Raw genomic sequence first — 16,590 nt, forward strand, 5'->3', positions numbered from 1 at the left:
TAATTCGGGCCGGCCTGCGCCGGCCCGACCTTACCCGTTACTGACATCGACAATCCGCAGCTCATACACCATTGTCGCATTCGGCGGGATCTGCGGCGCATAGCCCGTTTCACCGTACGCCAACGCCGGCGGCACCACCATCGTCAGCGAACCGTGGTTTTTCAGATGGCCGATCGCCTCGCGGAACAACGGCGGATAGGCGGAGAGCGGCTGTGACATCACCTTCCCACTGCGATCCATATCCTGAATCACGCTGCCGTCGGTTAAACTCTCTTTCACCACGATGTCTACCCGCGCGTTTTCCTTAATGGCTTCATCACCCGCATAATCGATGCGATACCAAAAACCGGCAGGCGACTTCTGCGTGCCCTTCTTCTTTTTAAACTCGGCGACGAACGCCTCGCCCTTGCCGGTCTGCGTCTTTGCCACCTGGTTTCTGGCATCGTTCACCGCTTTTTCCGACTCCGCCAGCGCGCGGGTCAACTGTGCATCGCTCAACTGGTAATGGCCGTTAAAGGTATCGATCACGCCCGCCAGCAGCACGGTTTTATCGGGATTGATGCCCCAATTTTTACGCTCCGCCAGCATTGTTTGAATATCGCGCCCCAAAGCAACACCGGCAGCATAGCTCTGCTGCGCCGGCTGTTTCTTGAGCGCCTGCGCATCCGGCAGCCATTTGGCCCGCGATCTCAGCCCGCTCAGCTCGTCTTGCAAAGCTTGCTGCGCTTGATTGGCGTCCACCAGCTCCGTTGCAGTTTTTTTCGCCTGCTCCGTCGTTTTCGCCAGTTGCAGTGTTGATTTATCGCTTTCCGCCATCGCCATTGCCAGCCGCTGCTCCAATGCCTTCGCCTGCTCGGTTTGCGTCTTGTTTTTTTCCTGTAACTGCGCCAGCTGTTGCTGAAGTTCGCCCGTCGCCTTGGCGGCTTCAGCCTTTTGCTGTTCCAGCGCAATCTTCAGGTTGTTCTCTTGCCGCTCGGCCTGTTGGCGTTGGTCCTCCTGCTCTTTCTGCCGCTGCGCCAGCTGCTGCTGAAGCTCGCCCATCATCTTGGCGGCTTCGGCCTTTTGCTGTTCCAGCGCAATCTTCAGGTTTTTCTCTTGCCGCTCGGCCTGTTGGCGTTGGTCATCCTGCTCTTTCTGCCGCTGCGCCAGCTGCTGTTGAAGCTCGCCCGTCGCCTTGGCGGCTTCAGCCTTTTGCTGCGCCAGCGCGGCCTTCAGGTTTTTCTCTTGCCGCTCGGCCTGTTGGCGTTGGTCATCCTGCTCTTTCTGCCGCTGCGCCAGCTGCTGTTGAAGCTCGCCCATCGCCTTGGCAGCTTCGGCCTTTTGCCGCGCCAGCGCGGCCTTCAGGCTTTTCTCTTGCTGCCCACACTGCTGCCGTTGGCCCTCCTGCTCCTTTTGCAGCTGCGCCAGCTGCTGCTGCAGTTCGCCCGTCAACCTGGCAGCCTCGGCCTTCTGCTGTTCCAGCTCAGCGGCGGCTGTTTTTTTTCCCTGCTCATAACGCTGGCGCGCTGTATCGTTGGCAGTCTGCTCTGCCGCCAGTTTCTCCTGCCAGACCTGTTGCCGAGCGTTATCAGGCTGTTTAGGCAGCGCCGCCAGCCGTTGTTCCAGCAAGGCAATGCGCCGATCGCGCTCCTCGGTTTGCTGCTTTTGCCGCGCTAACGCCGCCTGCGCTTCGGCGATCTGCGCCTGAGCCTTGCGCTCCTGCGGGGTCAGGTTTAGCGCCTGCCGAACGCCGCTGGCGAAGTCGCTCAACGCGCTCAAATCAGGCGCCGGTGCCGGTTTATCGGCAGCGGCCAGGGACGACGCAACCCGCAACGCGGTCAGCTCCTGCTGCAGTGATTGAATAGCGGTTTGCTGTTGCTCCAATCGAGCCTCTTTCTCGCGCAGCGTCTTTTGCAACTGCGCCAGTTGCTTTCTCTGCGGGCTCGTTTCACGAGTTTGAACCGGCCGGGACGCCGGCTTTTGGGTTTCTTGGGATGGGGTCACCACGGTATCCGCCGCCAGTGCGTCCTGCCGCTGGTAACGCTCGGCAAACTGCAATAATGCCGGCACATCGTCATCCGCCACGGCCACCGCTGGCGCAAACGCCAGCGGTATCATCAGGCTCAGTAAGGCCTTTCTCGCACGGGGGGTCATTGGGCGCGTTCTCCGCGCTCAGCCAGGCCGGTCATCATGGCAGAACTGATGTCTGCGCAGAGGCGGCTGGTGCGATAACGATATAGAGCGTCGACGGTTTCCTGCGTGCCCGTGTTGACCCGTTGGCGTACCCCGGCATACTGCGCTGCGCCGCCCATCAAGGTATCGAATTCACGTTTGAATTTTTGGTATTTTTCGTTATCCATGCCGCGCATGGCATCCAACTCACGCTGGCACTGCTGTATACGCTCGGCCTCACGCTGCCGTTTGTCTTGTTCCGCAATGTCCTCTGCGCTGGGCGGCTTACTTAATGTAGAAACGGGCCGCTTGGCGGTCTGGCAGCCGGTCAGGGCCAACGTCAGTAAAAGCGCCGCGGTCAAACAGTGTGCCGTTCGGGTCATTATCGTTATCTCCTTGTTTAGTCCGCCATCAACGTGCCCTGCGGCTGCGCCGACGGCTCTCCTCAATTGATGCTGTGATGTTCCAGCCATATGGCCGGCGATGAACAGGTAAAAATACAGACGCGGTGATGAGCGGCAGAACGCAAATCATTCACCGTGACAATACATACCAAAAAATCATTTAATATTATGATATTTAAAAGATTTTAACTCACAAAGTTATCAGCAGGGCATGACGAGCGCAAGAAGAGATGAGGGGCTGACCGAGAAACAGCGTATGAACTGGGACAGCGTCTTTACAAGGTACTGACCCAATTCGTGATCCAAATACCGCGGCCTGACCTTGATGATGTATCACTGCTGAGTAAACCTCATCGGCTTTTTCAAACGTCCAGTCTGATTGAGAATCATGTTGCCAACTAACAGGAGAGATATCATGAGCAATATGATTAGTGTGCGTAACATCAGTGAATTGCGTAATCTGACACCCGCTACAGACGATCAGATCGTCTTTCTAGTTTCTCACACCCCCGGACGTTTCGCCGGTGGCGGCGAATTCTATTATGAGAAAACGGATACAACCAGTACGGACAATAACGGTACCGTAGTGGTTACGGCGGGTGGTGCCCGCTGGAAACGGCTGGACAATAAGCTTACCTTCGATCACTTCGGCGCCGATCCCAATGGTACGTTCGCCTCTGACGCAGCAATCAGCGCCACATTAAACTATGTCGCAAGTCTAAAAAATAAAGTGGTCTATGCTTCTGAAAACGCTCAATACCTACTGACCAGTGCTCAACCCATCAGCGTCGCTAGCGGCATTACGGTGAAAGGAACTCGCTGCGGCATCGCTCAAGGCCCCGCAAGCCTAACAAGCAATGGTCCTAATCGAGCTGGCCTTTCGGACGATAGCGGTTTCATCATCAAAAAGCCGGCAGGTACGGTTTGTTTCGCCTGCGATAAGAACGTTGTCTTTGATGGTTGGTCGTTCCTCTATCCGGATCAAAAATATACTGCCACCCAGCCGGAGGGATTTGTTCAATACGGTGCCACCATTACTGCAGCCGGCGCTCTGTCAGTAGCCAACTGCCGTTATGTAGGCGCCTATGACTTTGTTGAAGCTCGAGGAGAAGCCAACAACTTTGAGAATATCTACGGTTGGGCAGTCCGCTGCGACTACAGGATTTATGAAAGCAGGGACATCAACAGATTTACCAATGTTCACGTCAATGCCAACGTCGTGCGTCCGACAGAAAATGCGGTTTCTGCTTCTATCGCCGTGGCCGGTTCTTGTGCTTTCAATCTCGATCGCCACGACAATACGTTTATGGTGAATGTGTTCTCTTATGGCAAGAAGACCTTTATCAAAACCACAACGCAAGGAACCTCCTATTTAGGCGGTCTCAGCCTAAGCAATTTCATGGCAGACAGAAATGGAACCGGAATTGATATCGACTCGGATTCCTCCGCCAATATTCAAATCGCCAACGGTTCTTATATTAATGACTATGGTGATGCCGTTGGGGGGTTCCTGGTATTAAGAAAAACTACTGGCCAATCAAATATCACCCCGGTGCAAATCAGCAATGTTAACTTCGCTACCGCCAATGGACCGAAGGGCTCACTCTCTCCTCAGGCTATTCGCTTCGAAGCGAACGCTGGGTATCAACTCTCATTCAGCAACACCGTCATGCCAATGTGGACAAACGGCAGCCTGAACAATGACGCTGGTTACAACATTCTCAGAGGTACACTGAGCATTGCGCAACGTAGCTATCAACTACATGCGGCTCCGCTAAATTATTTAACCAACAGCAATCTGATCGCCACCGGTGCTGACAATCAGCCTACAGGCTGGTTTATTGATGGGAAACTGGCGGTAGACAGGAATCTTCTGACGGCCACTGGCGACAACCCGGCTTACAAAGGTTTGGGTCAACGTATTCATCGGAGCATGGGACTGAGGACATTCTGGGCGATCGCATCCTCTATCGGCGATCAATCTACCGCGCAAGCATCGACTGGCATTTGGGCTCGCTCGTTCAACGATAACTATACTGACACTGTCGAGAGCAATGAGGCTATTCCCTGGATACGCATCGGCAACCTCTACTACGCACGTTTTGTTATGAACAACAATCGCACTATCCACGATATTCTGGTCAATCCCGGCAATGGCAATAATACGGTACGCATTTTAAGCTGCGGCATTACCCCGGGCGAAGTCTTCAACCTCTCGCCTGATGCACTGCAATAATCACCAGCGAAATAAAAAAAGCCCCGGCAAAACGCCGGGGCCTGGTACTTGCGTGATCGCCGAGGGCTCAGTGACACGCAAAGGGGTCTTACGGCCCGGAAACCGGTTGTCAAACGCGGTTAGCTGCGTGTTTATGCGCTTTGCGCCAGGGGATCAACCAAGGCCAGCGCGTTTTTCATCGCCTCCACCATTTCGCCATCCACGCAATAATGGCTAAATTCGTCAAACTCGTTATCGGAGCACATGGTGACGCCCGCCTTGCGATAACGCATGGTCGACGGCACCAGATGGCCGGAAGAGCTGTGCAGTTCATGCAGGCCGATATCGACAAACTTGTGCAGATTACTGAGGCGCACGCCGGCACCCGCCATGATCACCGGGCCCTGACTGGCCTGGCGCAAATCGCGCAGCAACGGCAGGCCCAGTTCAGCGCTCTGCTGTTGGCCGGAGGTCAGAATGCGCGCCACGCCCAGCTCGGTCAGTTGCTCCAACGCTACCATCGGATTCTGGCACATGTCGAACGCGCGATGGAACGTCACCGCCATGCCTTCGCACAGCGTCATCACTTCACGCATGCGCGGCAGATCGATATGCCCTTCTTCGTCCAGCATGCCGACGACTACGCCGGGGAACCCCATCTCGCGGATCTGGCGGAGATCCTGTTTGATCACCTCGAAATCCACCGCGCCGTAGCAGAAATCGCCACCGCGAGGACGAACAATCGGATGCACCGGGATCGCAACCCGCTCGCGCGCCAGACGCAGCGTGCCATAGCTCGGCGTCAATCCCCCCTCGCTCTGGCTGGCGCACAACTCGATGCGATCGGCGCCTGCCCGTTCGGCCGTCAGCGCACAGTCGACGCTAAAGCAACAAACTTCCAGTTTTATCATTGTCACCCCCAGATAACGGCCAACATACGGCGGCAATTGTTCATTTCTTCATTTCTCACGTAGGCTCATGCATAGGCATAAACCGGCTCAGGGTTGTAACTATGGCATTCAATTTTGATCAATGGGTAGACCGCAGTCACAGTGACAGCGTTAAGTGGGATAAATATCGCGGCAGCGACATCATCCCGCTTTGGGTCGCCGACAGCGATTTCACCTCACCGCCGGCGGTGATCGAAGCCTTGCAGCGCCGCGTAGCACACGGCGTATTCGGCTACAGCCACCCATCCCCTGATCTTATTGAGGTTTTTACCCGCCGCATGGTAGAGCGCTACGGCTGGCACATCAAGCCTGAATGGATCATTTTCCTGCCTGGCCTGGTGTGCGGCCTGACCCTGTGCGTGCGTGCCTGCACCGAAGAACATCAGAGCACGCTGGCCCCCTCGCTCATTTATCCGCCGTTTCGCAAGGCGGCCAAATTCGCCGGGCGTGAACACCTTGCGGTGCCGCTAACGGTGGCCGACCAACGTTGGGGGCTGGATTTTTCCTCGATGCCTGATCGGCTCAACGGCAGCGAGAAACTCCTGTTGCTGTGCAACCCGCAGAACCCCGGTGGCACCGTTTATCGCCGGGACGAACTGTTACAGCACCATCAGTTCGCTCGCGAGCACGATTTAATCGTCTGTTCCGATGAAATCCACTGCGAGCTGCTGCTTGAACCCGGCGTGCGGCATATCCCTTTCGCCACCCTGAATGACGATGCAGCCCAACGCAGCGTGACGCTGATGTCCCCGTCAAAGACGTTTAATCTCGCCGGACTGGGCGCGTCAATGGCGATCGTCCCCAACGAAGCGCTGCGACAAAGGCTGAAACGCGCGCGCAGCGGTATCGTGCCGGAGGTCAATCTGTTGGCGCTGGTGGCGGCGCAGGCGGCTTATCAATACGGGCAACCCTGGCTGGATGAGCAGCTGATTTACCTGCGCGCCAATCGCGATCGGCTGGCAGAGCGTATCAACGCCATGCCGGGATTGACGTTGCTGCCTATCGAGGCCACCTACCTGGCCTGGATAGACTGCAGCGCGTTGCCGGTAGATAACCCGCATCAGTTCTTCGAACGTGCGGGCGTTGGGCTAAGCGCCGGTTTGGACTTTGGCGATCGGCGCTTTGTGCGGCTTAACTTTGGTTGCCGATGGGCCCTGCTCGATGAAGCGCTCGATCGCATGGCGCGAGCCTGTGCGGCACTGCGTGGCTAACCTTGTTCGCTGGCGACGATGTCTCGAATGGAATAAGGATGAAACTTGATCGTCACCGTTCCGTCGGTGATGGCCAGCGTCGGGTTCGGCAGCCGTTCGCCCTCGCCCTTTGGCGAGCTTTGCTTCAGCTTGATCCCCGGTGCCAGCAACGCTTCATCGGCGAGGTGGCTCAACGCCCGGGCGTGCAGCGTCTGCGGATCGCCACTGAGCACTAATTCAACGTGTTCCCAACCTTCGTGCGGATAGCGCTTCTCCCCGGGATACGGCAATTCGATGCAGTCTATCCGCCACGGCCCTACGGCCAGCGGCTGAGACAAATCGAACAGACAGATAGGTCGCCCGTTGATCATCGATTCGGACAGCAGTGTCCCGCACTGCATCAGCCCCTGGCGCCAGCGTTCGGCGGTGGCATTCTGGTGACAGCGCAGGGAGATGTGATCGGCGCTAAACGCGGCCAGATCAAGCCGTAATTTGGCGGCAAATTGATGCAACGCCTGCTCAAAACGCGGCAGGTCGAGCTTCAGATCGTCAAGCTCGGCAATGGCCTGCAAGGGAGTGGTCATAGAAACCTCAAAACAACGGAGCGCAAAGTTAAACGCCGTAATTTACACGCTGGCGGCAGCGCTCGCCACCGTTGCGAGGTTTTTCGGCGGCCGTTCAGAATGATTTTTGGTTGCGGACAGGCAGAATAAAAAACCAGATTTTTATTAAGATGACAGCTTATTAAATCAACGAAAAAATAAAAAATAAGATTTTTCGCATGCCATTATACCTTTTTTTCATGACGCTATGATTTAAGTTATTTTGCACAAAACCATTCGCGATTCACGGGTTAAACCGATTGAATCTTTTCACTTAATCACACTTTACTCACTTATCAAAGTCACAAAAAGGAAACAATCAACCCATTGTAAACAAAGATAATAAAATTCAATAATTAATGAAAAACTAAGGATTATCTTAATTTAGCCCCGGGCAATTGATTCATCAAGACAACTCGGCTACTTTGGAGGAAATTTCAATTCGAGATGATCATTATGTTATTGCTGACGATATCCTTGGTGTTGATAATTATCGCCGTATACGCCATCTACCGTCATTTCAAATCACGCCGCACCAACACGCTGGATGCCGGTCGCCGCAATAAAAAGCGCTAGTTTCGCCACTCTCCCCTTCGTACATTCTGTTCAGGCCATTCTGCGTTCACTTTCCGGTAATCAACGCGCCGCCTCCGACAACTGTTTCATCGCAGCGGCCGCGCCAACTGCTGACGGGCTCCGTCAGATCGGTTACAATTGCAGGCTGTTTTGTGGAGGCCGCCCATCGCGCCCGCCACCGTTGAATCCCGCAGGGGCTGGCTTCAGCCCCTCGTTCGTCATTAAGGTAACCCGGTGAATATTCAGGTTCTTCTTTCAGATAAAGTCAGCCAGGCGCTGATCGCCGCTGGCGCGCCAGCCGATTGCGAAGCGCAGGTCCGCCCTTCCGCCAAGGCGCAGTTTGGTGATTACCAGGCCAACGGCGTGATGTCCGTCGCCAAAAAGCTGGGCATGCCGCCCCGTCAGTTGGCGGAAAAAGTGGTGCAACTGCTGGATCTCGGCGACGTCGCCGGCAAAGTGGAAATCGCCGGTCCCGGCTTTATCAACATTTTCCTGAACAGCGACTGGGTCGCCCGCCAGGCCGATCAGGTGCTGAACGCACCGAAGCTGGGCATTGCGCCGGTTGAGCCGCAAACCATCGTTATCGACTACTCCGCGCCGAACGTGGCGAAAGAGATGCACGTCGGCCACCTGCGCTCCACCATCATCGGCGACGCCGCGGCGCGTACCCAGGCGTTTCTGGGCCATAAAGTGATCCGCGCCAACCACGTCGGCGACTGGGGCACCCAGTTCGGCATGCTGATTGCCTACCTGGAAAAAATGCAGAACGAAAACGCCAGCGATATGGGCCTGTCCGATCTCGAGCAGTTTTACCGCGAAGCCAAGAAACATTACGACGAAGACGCCGAGTTCGCCGAGCGCGCGCGCGCGTACGTCGTGAAGCTGCAGGGCGGCGATCAGTACTGCCTGAAAATGTGGCGTAAGCTGGTCGATATCACCATGGCGCAAAACCAGCTGACCTATAACCGCCTGAACGTCACGCTGACCGAAGACGACGTGATGGGCGAAAGCCTGTATAACGCGATGCTGCCGGGCATCGTCGCCGATCTGAAAACCAAGGGGCTGGCGGTGGAAAGCGAAGGCGCCACCGTGGTGTTCCTCGACGAATACAAGAACAAGGACGGCGACCCGATGGGCGTCATCATCCAGAAAAAGGATGGCGGCTACCTCTACACCACCACCGACATCGCCTGCGCCAAGTATCGCTACGAAACCCTGGGTGCCAATCGCGTCCTGTATTACATCGACTCCCGTCAGCATCAGCACCTGATGCAGGCCTGGACCATCGTGCGCAAGGCCGGTTACGTGCCGGAGTCCGTCTCGCTGGAACACCACATGTTCGGCATGATGCTGGGCAAAGACGGTAAGCCGTTCAAAACCCGCTCGGGAGGTACGGTGAAGCTCTCCGATCTGCTGGATGAGGCCATCGAACGCGCCGAACAGCTGATCGCCGGCAAAAACCCGGACATGCCGCAAGACGAAATGAAGACCGTGGCCCGCGTGGTCGGCATCGGCGCGGTGAAATACGCCGATCTGTCGAAAAGCCGCACCACCGACTATGTTTTCGACTGGGATAACATGTTGGCCTTCGAAGGCAATACCGCGCCTTACATGCAATACGCCTATACCCGTGTGGCATCGGTATTCAAACGCGCCGGGATCGACGAAAGCAGCCTGACGCTGCCGCTGACGCTGACCGAAGAGCGTGAAATTGCGCTGGCCACCCGCCTGCTGCAGTTCGAAGAGGTGCTCACCACCGTCGCGCGTGAAGGCACACCTCACGTCATGTGCAGCTACCTGTACGATCTGGCCGGCTTGTTCTCCGGTTTCTACGAGCACTGCCAGATCCTGAACGCCGACAGCGAAGAAGCGCGTCAGAGCCGCCTGAAGCTGGCGCTGCTGACCTCGAAAACGCTGAAAACCGGTCTGGATACGCTGGGCATCGAAACCGTCGAACGTATGTAAGCCGCACCGCGCAGAAAGTAAAAAGGTCGCCCAGGCGACCTTTTTTTGTTCTTGCCTTCGGCTCAGGCGACGCGGCGCGCAAAATCGCGCGGGCGGAAGCCCAACCCGGCCAGCACGCCAAAGTACGCCACCACACCGGCCACGACCACCGCCGCCAAGCGCAGCAAACGTTCCAGCATATTGCCCTGATCCCAGGCCGGCATCAGCCACATCGCGCCAATCAACACTGCCGACATCACCAGCACGGCGATCACCAGCTTGGTGAGGAACAACGCCCAACCCGGCTGTGGCTGGAAGATCTTCTGCTTGCGCAGCTGCCAATACAGCAGCGCGGCGTTCAGGCAGGCCGCCAAACCGATCGACAGCGCCAGGCCGGCATGCTTCAGCGGACCAATAAACGCCAGGTTCATCACCTGCGTCATGATCAGCGTGATGATGGCGATCTTGACCGGCGTTTTGATGTCCTGCCGTGAATAGAAGCCCGGCGCCAGCACTTTAACCACGATCAGCCCCATCAGCCCTACCGAGTAAGCCACCAGCGCGCGTTGCGTCATCGCCGCGTCAAAGGCGCTGAACTTGCCGTACTGGAACAGCGAAACGGTCAACGGCTTGGCCAAAATGCCCAGCGCAATGGCGCTCGGCAACGCCAGCAAGAAGCACAGGCGCAGCCCCCAATCCATCAGGCGCGAATACTCGTCGTGGTTGCCGCTCGAGAAGCTTTTGGCCAGCGACGGCAGCAGGATGGTGCCCAAGGCCACGCCCAGCACGCCGGAAGGAAACTCCATCAGGCGGTCGGCGTAGTACATCCAAGACACCGAGCCGGACACCAGGAACGACGCGAAAATGGTGTTGATGATCAGCGAGATTTGGCTGACCGACACCCCGAGGATCGCCGGCCCCATCTGGCGCATCACGCGCCAAACCCCGGCATCGCCCAGCTTGAGGCGCGGCAATACCAGCATGCCTATCTTGCGCAGGTGCGGCAGCTGATACCCCAGCTGCAGCACGCCGCCCACCACCACCGCCCAGGCCAACGCCAGCACCGGCGGGTGGAAATACGGGGCGGCAAACAGCGCGAAGCCGATCATGCTGACGTTAAGCAACGTGGGCGCAAAGGCCGGGATCGAGAAGCGGTTCCAGGTATTGAGGATCGCCCCCACCAGTGACGCCAGTGAGATCAACAGAATATAGGGGAATGTGATGCGCAGCAGCGCCGACGTCAGAGCAAACTTGTCGGGCGTATCGGTAAAGCCCGGCGCAGTAATGTAAATCACCCAGGGCGCGGCCAGCATGCCCAGCACCGTCACCACCGCCAGCACCAGCGTCAACAGCCCGGAGACATAGGCGATAAAGGTGCGCGTCGCCTCTTCACCCTGTTGGCTCTTGTACTCGGCCAGGATCGGCACGAAGGCCTGCGAAAATGCCCCTTCGGCAAAGATACGGCGTAACAGATTAGGGAGTTTGAACGCCACGAAAAAGGCGTCCGTTGCCATGCCGGCCCCGAACACGCGCGCGACGATCGCATCACGGGCAAAGCCCAACACCCGCGAAAACATCGTCATCGAGCTGACGGCAGCCAAGGATTTGAGTAGGTTCATGTGGTTGTCTGATAGGTACCGTAAATATCAACGCCTGCAACAGCAGGCGTCAGTGAAACAATCGGCTCAGTTTACGCATCCGGAAAAGAATAGCTACCGCCATATGTTACATAGAGTTATCCCGCAGCAGACGCTCGACCACCCGCTGGGCAAGCAGCGCCTGTTCGCCGCCGGTTTCCGGCGCGCTCTGATTGGCAACGGCATTAAGGAAATGCCGCACCGCACCGTCGAAGCCGCGTTGCACCAGCGTGCTTTGCCAGCCCGGCACCGGCTGTTCCAACTCGCCCTGCGCATCTTCACGCAGCCAGTGGCGCATATCGGTCAACTGATACAGCGCGCCGTCGGTCACCGCCAGCACGCTTTCGCGCTGGCTGCCGCCGCGGCGATGCATGCTGGTCGTCACCTGCGTGCCCCCGCAGGCGAAGTGGTGCTCGGCGTACAGCATTTCGCCTGCGGCGTTGGCGCACAAGCTGCCGCTCAGCAGTTGTTCGCTTCCGCCCGCCAGCCACAGCGCAGTGTCCACCACGTGCAGGTAATCATCCAACAGGGTAAAACGCAGATCGTGCGGGCCGACGCTGTCCGCCCGATGTTTATCCATGCGAATGGAGGCCGGCTGATTCATTTGCTGTTTGAGCTGCCGGTAAAGCGGCGCGAAACGGCGGTTGAACCCCACCATCAGCGTTTTGCCTCGCCGCTCGGCCAACTCAAGCAACTGCTCGCCCTGCTCCAGCGTTTCCGCCAGCGGTTTATCGACGTAAACGTGCACGCCGCGGTTCAGCAGCTCGCCGATTACCGAGAAATGGCTGGCGGTGCTGCTGTGAACAAAGACCGCGTCACACTGTTCGGCCAGGCTGTCCAGACGGGAGAAACAGGCCATGCGATAGCTGTCGCACAGCGGTTGCGCTTTTTGCTGATTGGGCGAAAAACCGCCCACCAGCGTCCAATCCGCCGCCTGGCCGAGTATTGGCAGGTAAGCCTTCTGCGCAATACTGCCCAATCCCACCACGCCCACACGCAATTTAGTCATTCGCATCCCTCACCAACAAGTGTTGCAACTGCCGTTTTAGCTCCGCTACTTCGCTTTCCAATGCGCTAACCCTGGCGCTCAGTTCGCCGTCGTCCTCAGGTTCGAACGCCGCCGGCGGCGCTTCATCAATCTGGCCGCTGAACAGATGCATGAACCGGCTTTCACGCTTGCCCGGTTCACGCGCCAGGCGCACCACGAACGGACCATCTTCGCGCGTGGCCAACTGCTGCAGCACCTGTTCGACCTCGCTGACATCGTTGAACTCGTGCATCCGGTTGGTGCGGGTGCGCAGCTCGCCCGGCGTTTGCGCGCCGCGCAGCAATAAGGTGGCGATCACCGCCAGTTCGGCGGGCGAAAGTTTCAGTTGGCCGAACTCGGAGTTGCAAAACCGCTGTTCGTACTTCACCACCCGGTTGCCAAACCCGCTGAGGGTGCGCAGGAAATGTTTGCGCAGCAACAGATCGAGCAGTTGCTGCACCTCGCTTTCGCTCAGATCCATCACCGGCTCGCGGTTGGTTTTTTGATTGCATGCCAGGGTAATGGCGTTAAGCGAAAGTGGGTATTGGTCCGGGGTCGTGACCTGTTTTTCCAACAGGCAGCCGATGACCCGCGCCTCTCTGGCGTTCAATTCATATTTCATCGTTTGGCCTCAACGTGGGGGTAGCCACTCTTTATTGGTGTATGCCGTCAAAACGTGGTCTTGCCACTGGCCGTCGATCAGCAGGTAATCCTTGGCGTAACCTTCGCGTTCGAATCCCAGACGCGTCAGCAGTGCGCCGCTGCGCTGGTTGTGCGGCATATAGTTGGCCATGATGCGGTGCATGCGCTGTTGGCGTAGCATATAGCGCATGGCGGACTGCAGGGCTTCGAACATCAGCCCTTGCCCCTGCCATTTCTCCCCCAGCGAATAGCCGAGGAAACAGGCATGAAACGAACCGCGCAGCACGTTGCTGAAGTTCGCCACGCCGCGCACTTCCTGTTCTTCCGGATCGAGCAGAATAAAATAGTAGGCGCTGCCCTGCTTTTGCATTTCGGTGATCATGCCCAGGCGCGCCTGCCAGCCGGAAGGATAACAATGGCTTTCGTCGCGCACCGGCTCCCAGGGTTTGAGAAAGGTCCGGTTCTCGGCATAATAGTCCGCCAGGCGATGGGCATCCCGTTCATGCACTAAACGGACCACCATCCGGTCGGTAGTAAGACGTACTTTTGGCGATGCAGAGCGATAGCCGAACATCATTTCCCCCGCAGTCAAAACGGTTCGATAAGAAGTATTTATTAGGAAGCCGAGCGGATCATTATCCTGTGCCGATCTTTTGCCATGGTTTTATTTTGCCAATAGCACCGCAGAACTGCACTTCCCTGCATTCAATATAACCGTAGCCCGCCCCCGAGGTAAAATACCGGCCGCTCAGTAAATCGCCGAATACGCGTTTTACGGCGTTTTTCCGCCAATTTTGCTGCTTAGGTAACACCTTGACGATAAAAAAATATTATCTATGCCGCCCCTGTCGCCGTACGGGAATTGGGTAGAGAATGGAACGGCTGTCTCTCCTTCTTTCTTGATTGCTCATGGTGAAGCATGTCTCTGGTGTCGCAAGCGCGCAGCTTGGGTAAATATTTTCTGTTGCTCGATAACCTGCTGGTGGTTTTAGGCTTCTTTGTCGTTTTTCCGCTTATTTCGATCCGCTTTGTCGATCAATTAGGATGGGCGGCGCTGATCGTCGGCATCGCACTGGGTTTGCGCCAGCTGTTGCAACAAGGGCTCGGCATCTTTGGCGGCGCCATCGCCGATCGCTTCGGCGCCAAGCCGATGATCGTCACCGGCATGCTGCTGCGCGCCGCCGGTTTCGCCACCATGGCGATGGCCGATGAACCCTGGATCCTGTGGTTCTCTTGTGCCCTGTCCGCACTCGGCGGCACGTTATTCGATCCGCCGCGCACCGCTTTGGTGATCAAGCTGACCCGCCCGCACGAACGCGGCCGTTTTTTCTCGCTGCTGATGATGCAGGATAGTGCCGGAGCGGTAGTCGGCGCGCTGATCGGCAGTTGGCTGCTGCAGTACGATTTCCACTTTGTCTGCTGGGTTGGGGCGGCGATCTTCGTGCTGGCCGCCGGCTGGAACGCCTGGCTACTGCCGGCTTACCGCATCTCTACCGTGCGCATACCGATGAAGGAAGGCATGTTGCGGGTCCTGCGCGATCGCCGCTTCCTCACCTATGTCCTGACGCTGACCGGTTATTACATGTTAGCGGTACAGGTGATGCTGATGATGCCGATCGTGGTCAACGAAATCGCCGGTTCACCGGCGGCGGTGAAATGGATGTATGCGATTGAAGCGGCGCTGTCGTTGTCGCTGCTCTATCCGTTGGCGCGTTGGGGAGAAAAACACTTCCGGCTTGAGCAGCGCCTGATGGCGGGCCTGTTGCTGATGACGCTCAGCCTGCTGCCGATCGGTCTCGCCACCAGTTTGCAGGGCGTGTTCACGCTGATCTGTTGCTTCTATCTGGGATCGATCATCGCCGAACCGGCGCGCGAAACGCTGAGCGCTTCGCTAGCCGATCCGCGTGCGCGCGGCAGCTATATGGGCTTTAGTCGCCTGGGTCTGGCGCTGGGCGGCGCGTTGGGTTATACCGGCGGCGGTTGGATGTACGATACCGGGCGGACGATGAACATGCCGGAGCTACCCTGGTTACTGCTGGGGGCAGTGGGCTTCGCTACGTTGCTGGCGCTGTACTGGCAGTTCAGCCCGCGGCGCAGTGCGTCGATGCTGCTTCCCGGCGGTTAACGCCATAGAAATCCGGCCGAATCGGCAACAGCTGCTATCCTGTTAGTAAAAACACCCACAGGAGCCCGTCGGCATGAGCGAAGAAGCAAAATTACCGCAACTACTCGAACATATGATACTGAACTTGCGCATGATTTATGCGCGTTCCACCCTGGTGGAAAAGGCACTGGCCCATATCCTCGCCAGCGACGTCGGCCTGAAAAACGATATTATCAAACAGCTGCAGGTCGTCACCGCCACCAACGAACGTGACAGAATCGACCTCGAAGAAGCTCGCAATCACCTGATCGATGTGCTCAACTCAGTACCGGCCAAGAAATAACGCCCCCTAGCCCGCGCCGGCGCGCGGGCAATATCGCAATAACGCACCATCCAACACACGCACGTCAAGACAGCCTCGATAAGCTGTGGTAACTATTGCTGTTAAAACCTGACAACCCGGAGCAAGCATGAAACTGTTCATTTACGATCATTGCCCATTCTGCGTTAAAGCCCGCATGATTTTTGGCCTGAAACGTCTGCCGATTCGCCTGGTCACATTGCTCAACGACGATGAGGCGACCCCGTTCAACCTGATCGGCCAAAAAATGGTGCCTATCCTGGTCAAAGACAACGGCGATGCGATGCCGGAAAGCCTGGATATCGTGCGCTATGTCGACAACCTTGACGGCAAGCCGGTGCTGACCGGCCGCATCAACCCGGCCATTGCCGAGTGGCTGCAGCGGGTCGGCGGTTACAGCGCAAAATTGCTGTTGCCGCGTATTGCGCATGCCGATTTCGAAGAGTTTGCCACCGCCAGCGCCCGCCGTTACTTTATCGATAAAAAGCAGGCGTCTATCGGCGATTTTGCCGAGCATCTCGCCAACAGTGCCGATCTGATCGCCGAACTGGAAGCCGACCTGCAAACGCTGTCGCCGCTGATCGCCTCCGCCGACGCGGTGAACGGCGAACTGTCCGAGGACGATATCCACCTGTTCCCGCTGCTGCGCTCATTGTCGATCGTCGCCGGCGTTGCGCTGCCGGATAACGTGGAGGCCTACCGCAACCGTATGGCACAGCGCAGCGAGGTGCCGTTGCTGCTGGATATGGAACAATAACGTTCAAGAATGACAAATAAGGATATGGCG

14 protein-coding genes are annotated in these 16,590 nt (G+C 57.2%); 6 read left to right on the top strand and 8 right to left on the bottom strand.

The features are described from left to right. Positions 1-30: 30 nt before the first annotated feature. Both C9411_RS02265 and C9411_RS02270 read right to left on the bottom strand, forming a co-directional pair. Positions 31-2,133, bottom strand: a complete 2,103-nt coding sequence (locus C9411_RS02265) for an FKBP-type peptidyl-prolyl cis-trans isomerase N-terminal domain-containing protein (RefSeq protein ID WP_233221860.1) — start codon at positions 2,131-2,133, stop codon at positions 31-33. After that, the gene (locus C9411_RS02270) at positions 2,130-2,534 is read right to left on the bottom strand and encodes a hypothetical protein (RefSeq protein ID WP_063990159.1); all 405 of its coding nucleotides are present in this window, start codon (positions 2,532-2,534) and stop codon (positions 2,130-2,132) included. The genes C9411_RS02265 and C9411_RS02270 overlap by 4 nt, the downstream gene beginning before the upstream one ends. Positions 2,535-2,970: 436 nt before the next feature. Here C9411_RS02270 and C9411_RS02275 point away from each other — a divergent pair, with 436 nt between their 5' ends. After that, positions 2,971-4,791, top strand: a complete 1,821-nt coding sequence (locus C9411_RS02275) for an exopolysaccharide biosynthesis protein (RefSeq protein WP_107226332.1) — start codon at positions 2,971-2,973, stop codon at positions 4,789-4,791. 131 nt (positions 4,792-4,922) lie between these two features. Here the strand turns inward: C9411_RS02275 and cutC are convergent, their stop codons facing one another. Beyond that, on the bottom strand, positions 4,923-5,681 hold the full coding sequence (gene cutC / locus C9411_RS02280) for a copper homeostasis protein CutC (RefSeq protein WP_063990161.1): 759 nt from the start codon (positions 5,679-5,681) through the stop codon (positions 4,923-4,925). Positions 5,682-5,782: 101 nt separating this feature from the next. On the opposite strand from cutC, the gene C9411_RS02285 reads away from it, so the two are divergent. Then, a complete protein-coding gene (locus C9411_RS02285; protein ID WP_107226333.1) occupies positions 5,783-6,931 on the top strand; it encodes a MalY/PatB family protein in 1,149 nt (382 codons plus the stop codon). On the opposite strand, the gene C9411_RS02290 is transcribed toward C9411_RS02285, so the two are convergent. After that, positions 6,928-7,494, bottom strand: a complete 567-nt coding sequence (locus C9411_RS02290) for a VOC family protein (protein WP_063990163.1) — start codon at positions 7,492-7,494, stop codon at positions 6,928-6,930. The genes C9411_RS02285 and C9411_RS02290 overlap by 4 nt on opposite strands. An 828-nt stretch (positions 7,495-8,322) precedes the next feature. Between C9411_RS02290 and argS the strand changes: the two genes are divergently transcribed. Beyond that, positions 8,323-10,053 carry an arginine--tRNA ligase gene (argS, locus tag C9411_RS02295; protein ID WP_107226334.1) on the top strand — a complete coding sequence of 577 codons (1,731 nt, stop codon included), beginning with the start codon at positions 8,323-8,325 and terminating at the stop codon, positions 10,051-10,053. A gap of 62 nt (positions 10,054-10,115) precedes the next feature. Here the strand turns inward: argS and murJ are convergent, their stop codons facing one another. The 4 genes from murJ to rimJ all read right to left on the bottom strand — a co-directional run bounded on the left by murJ (position 10,116) and on the right by rimJ (position 13,912). Continuing rightward, positions 10,116-11,651, bottom strand: coding sequence for a murein biosynthesis integral membrane protein MurJ (gene murJ, locus C9411_RS02300; RefSeq protein ID WP_063990165.1), 1,536 nt, complete (start codon positions 11,649-11,651; stop codon positions 10,116-10,118). Between the two features lie 106 nt (positions 11,652-11,757). Beyond that, complete coding sequence (locus C9411_RS02305; protein WP_107226335.1) at positions 11,758-12,678, bottom strand: Gfo/Idh/MocA family protein; 921 nt, start codon at positions 12,676-12,678, stop codon at positions 11,758-11,760. Continuing rightward, a complete protein-coding gene (locus C9411_RS02310; RefSeq protein ID WP_107226336.1) occupies positions 12,671-13,318 on the bottom strand; it encodes a YceH family protein in 648 nt (215 codons plus the stop codon). The genes C9411_RS02305 and C9411_RS02310 overlap by 8 nt, the downstream gene beginning before the upstream one ends. A 9-nt stretch (positions 13,319-13,327) precedes the next feature. Next, positions 13,328-13,912, bottom strand: a complete 585-nt coding sequence (rimJ, locus tag C9411_RS02315) for a ribosomal protein S5-alanine N-acetyltransferase (RefSeq protein WP_107226585.1) — start codon at positions 13,910-13,912, stop codon at positions 13,328-13,330. Positions 13,913-14,257: 345 nt separating this feature from the next. Between rimJ and mdtH the strand changes: the two genes are divergently transcribed. From mdtH to grxB, 3 genes are all read left to right on the top strand, one after another. Then, complete coding sequence (gene mdtH / locus C9411_RS02320; RefSeq protein WP_038877106.1) at positions 14,258-15,463, top strand: multidrug efflux MFS transporter MdtH; 1,206 nt, start codon at positions 14,258-14,260, stop codon at positions 15,461-15,463. A 73-nt stretch (positions 15,464-15,536) separates the two neighbouring features. Further along, the gene (locus tag C9411_RS02325; RefSeq protein WP_063990169.1) at positions 15,537-15,785 is read left to right on the top strand and encodes a hypothetical protein; all 249 of its coding nucleotides are present in this window, start codon (positions 15,537-15,539) and stop codon (positions 15,783-15,785) included. Between the two features lie 127 nt (positions 15,786-15,912). Continuing rightward, the gene (gene grxB / locus C9411_RS02330) at positions 15,913-16,560 is read left to right on the top strand and encodes a glutaredoxin 2 (RefSeq protein ID WP_063990170.1); all 648 of its coding nucleotides are present in this window, start codon (positions 15,913-15,915) and stop codon (positions 16,558-16,560) included. The last annotated feature ends 30 nt before the right edge of the window (positions 16,561-16,590 follow it).

Origin of the sequence: Serratia sp. Nf2, from assembly GCF_003028435.1 — a bacterium.
Classification (GTDB): Bacteria; Pseudomonadota; Gammaproteobacteria; order Enterobacterales; family Enterobacteriaceae; genus Serratia; species Serratia marcescens_L.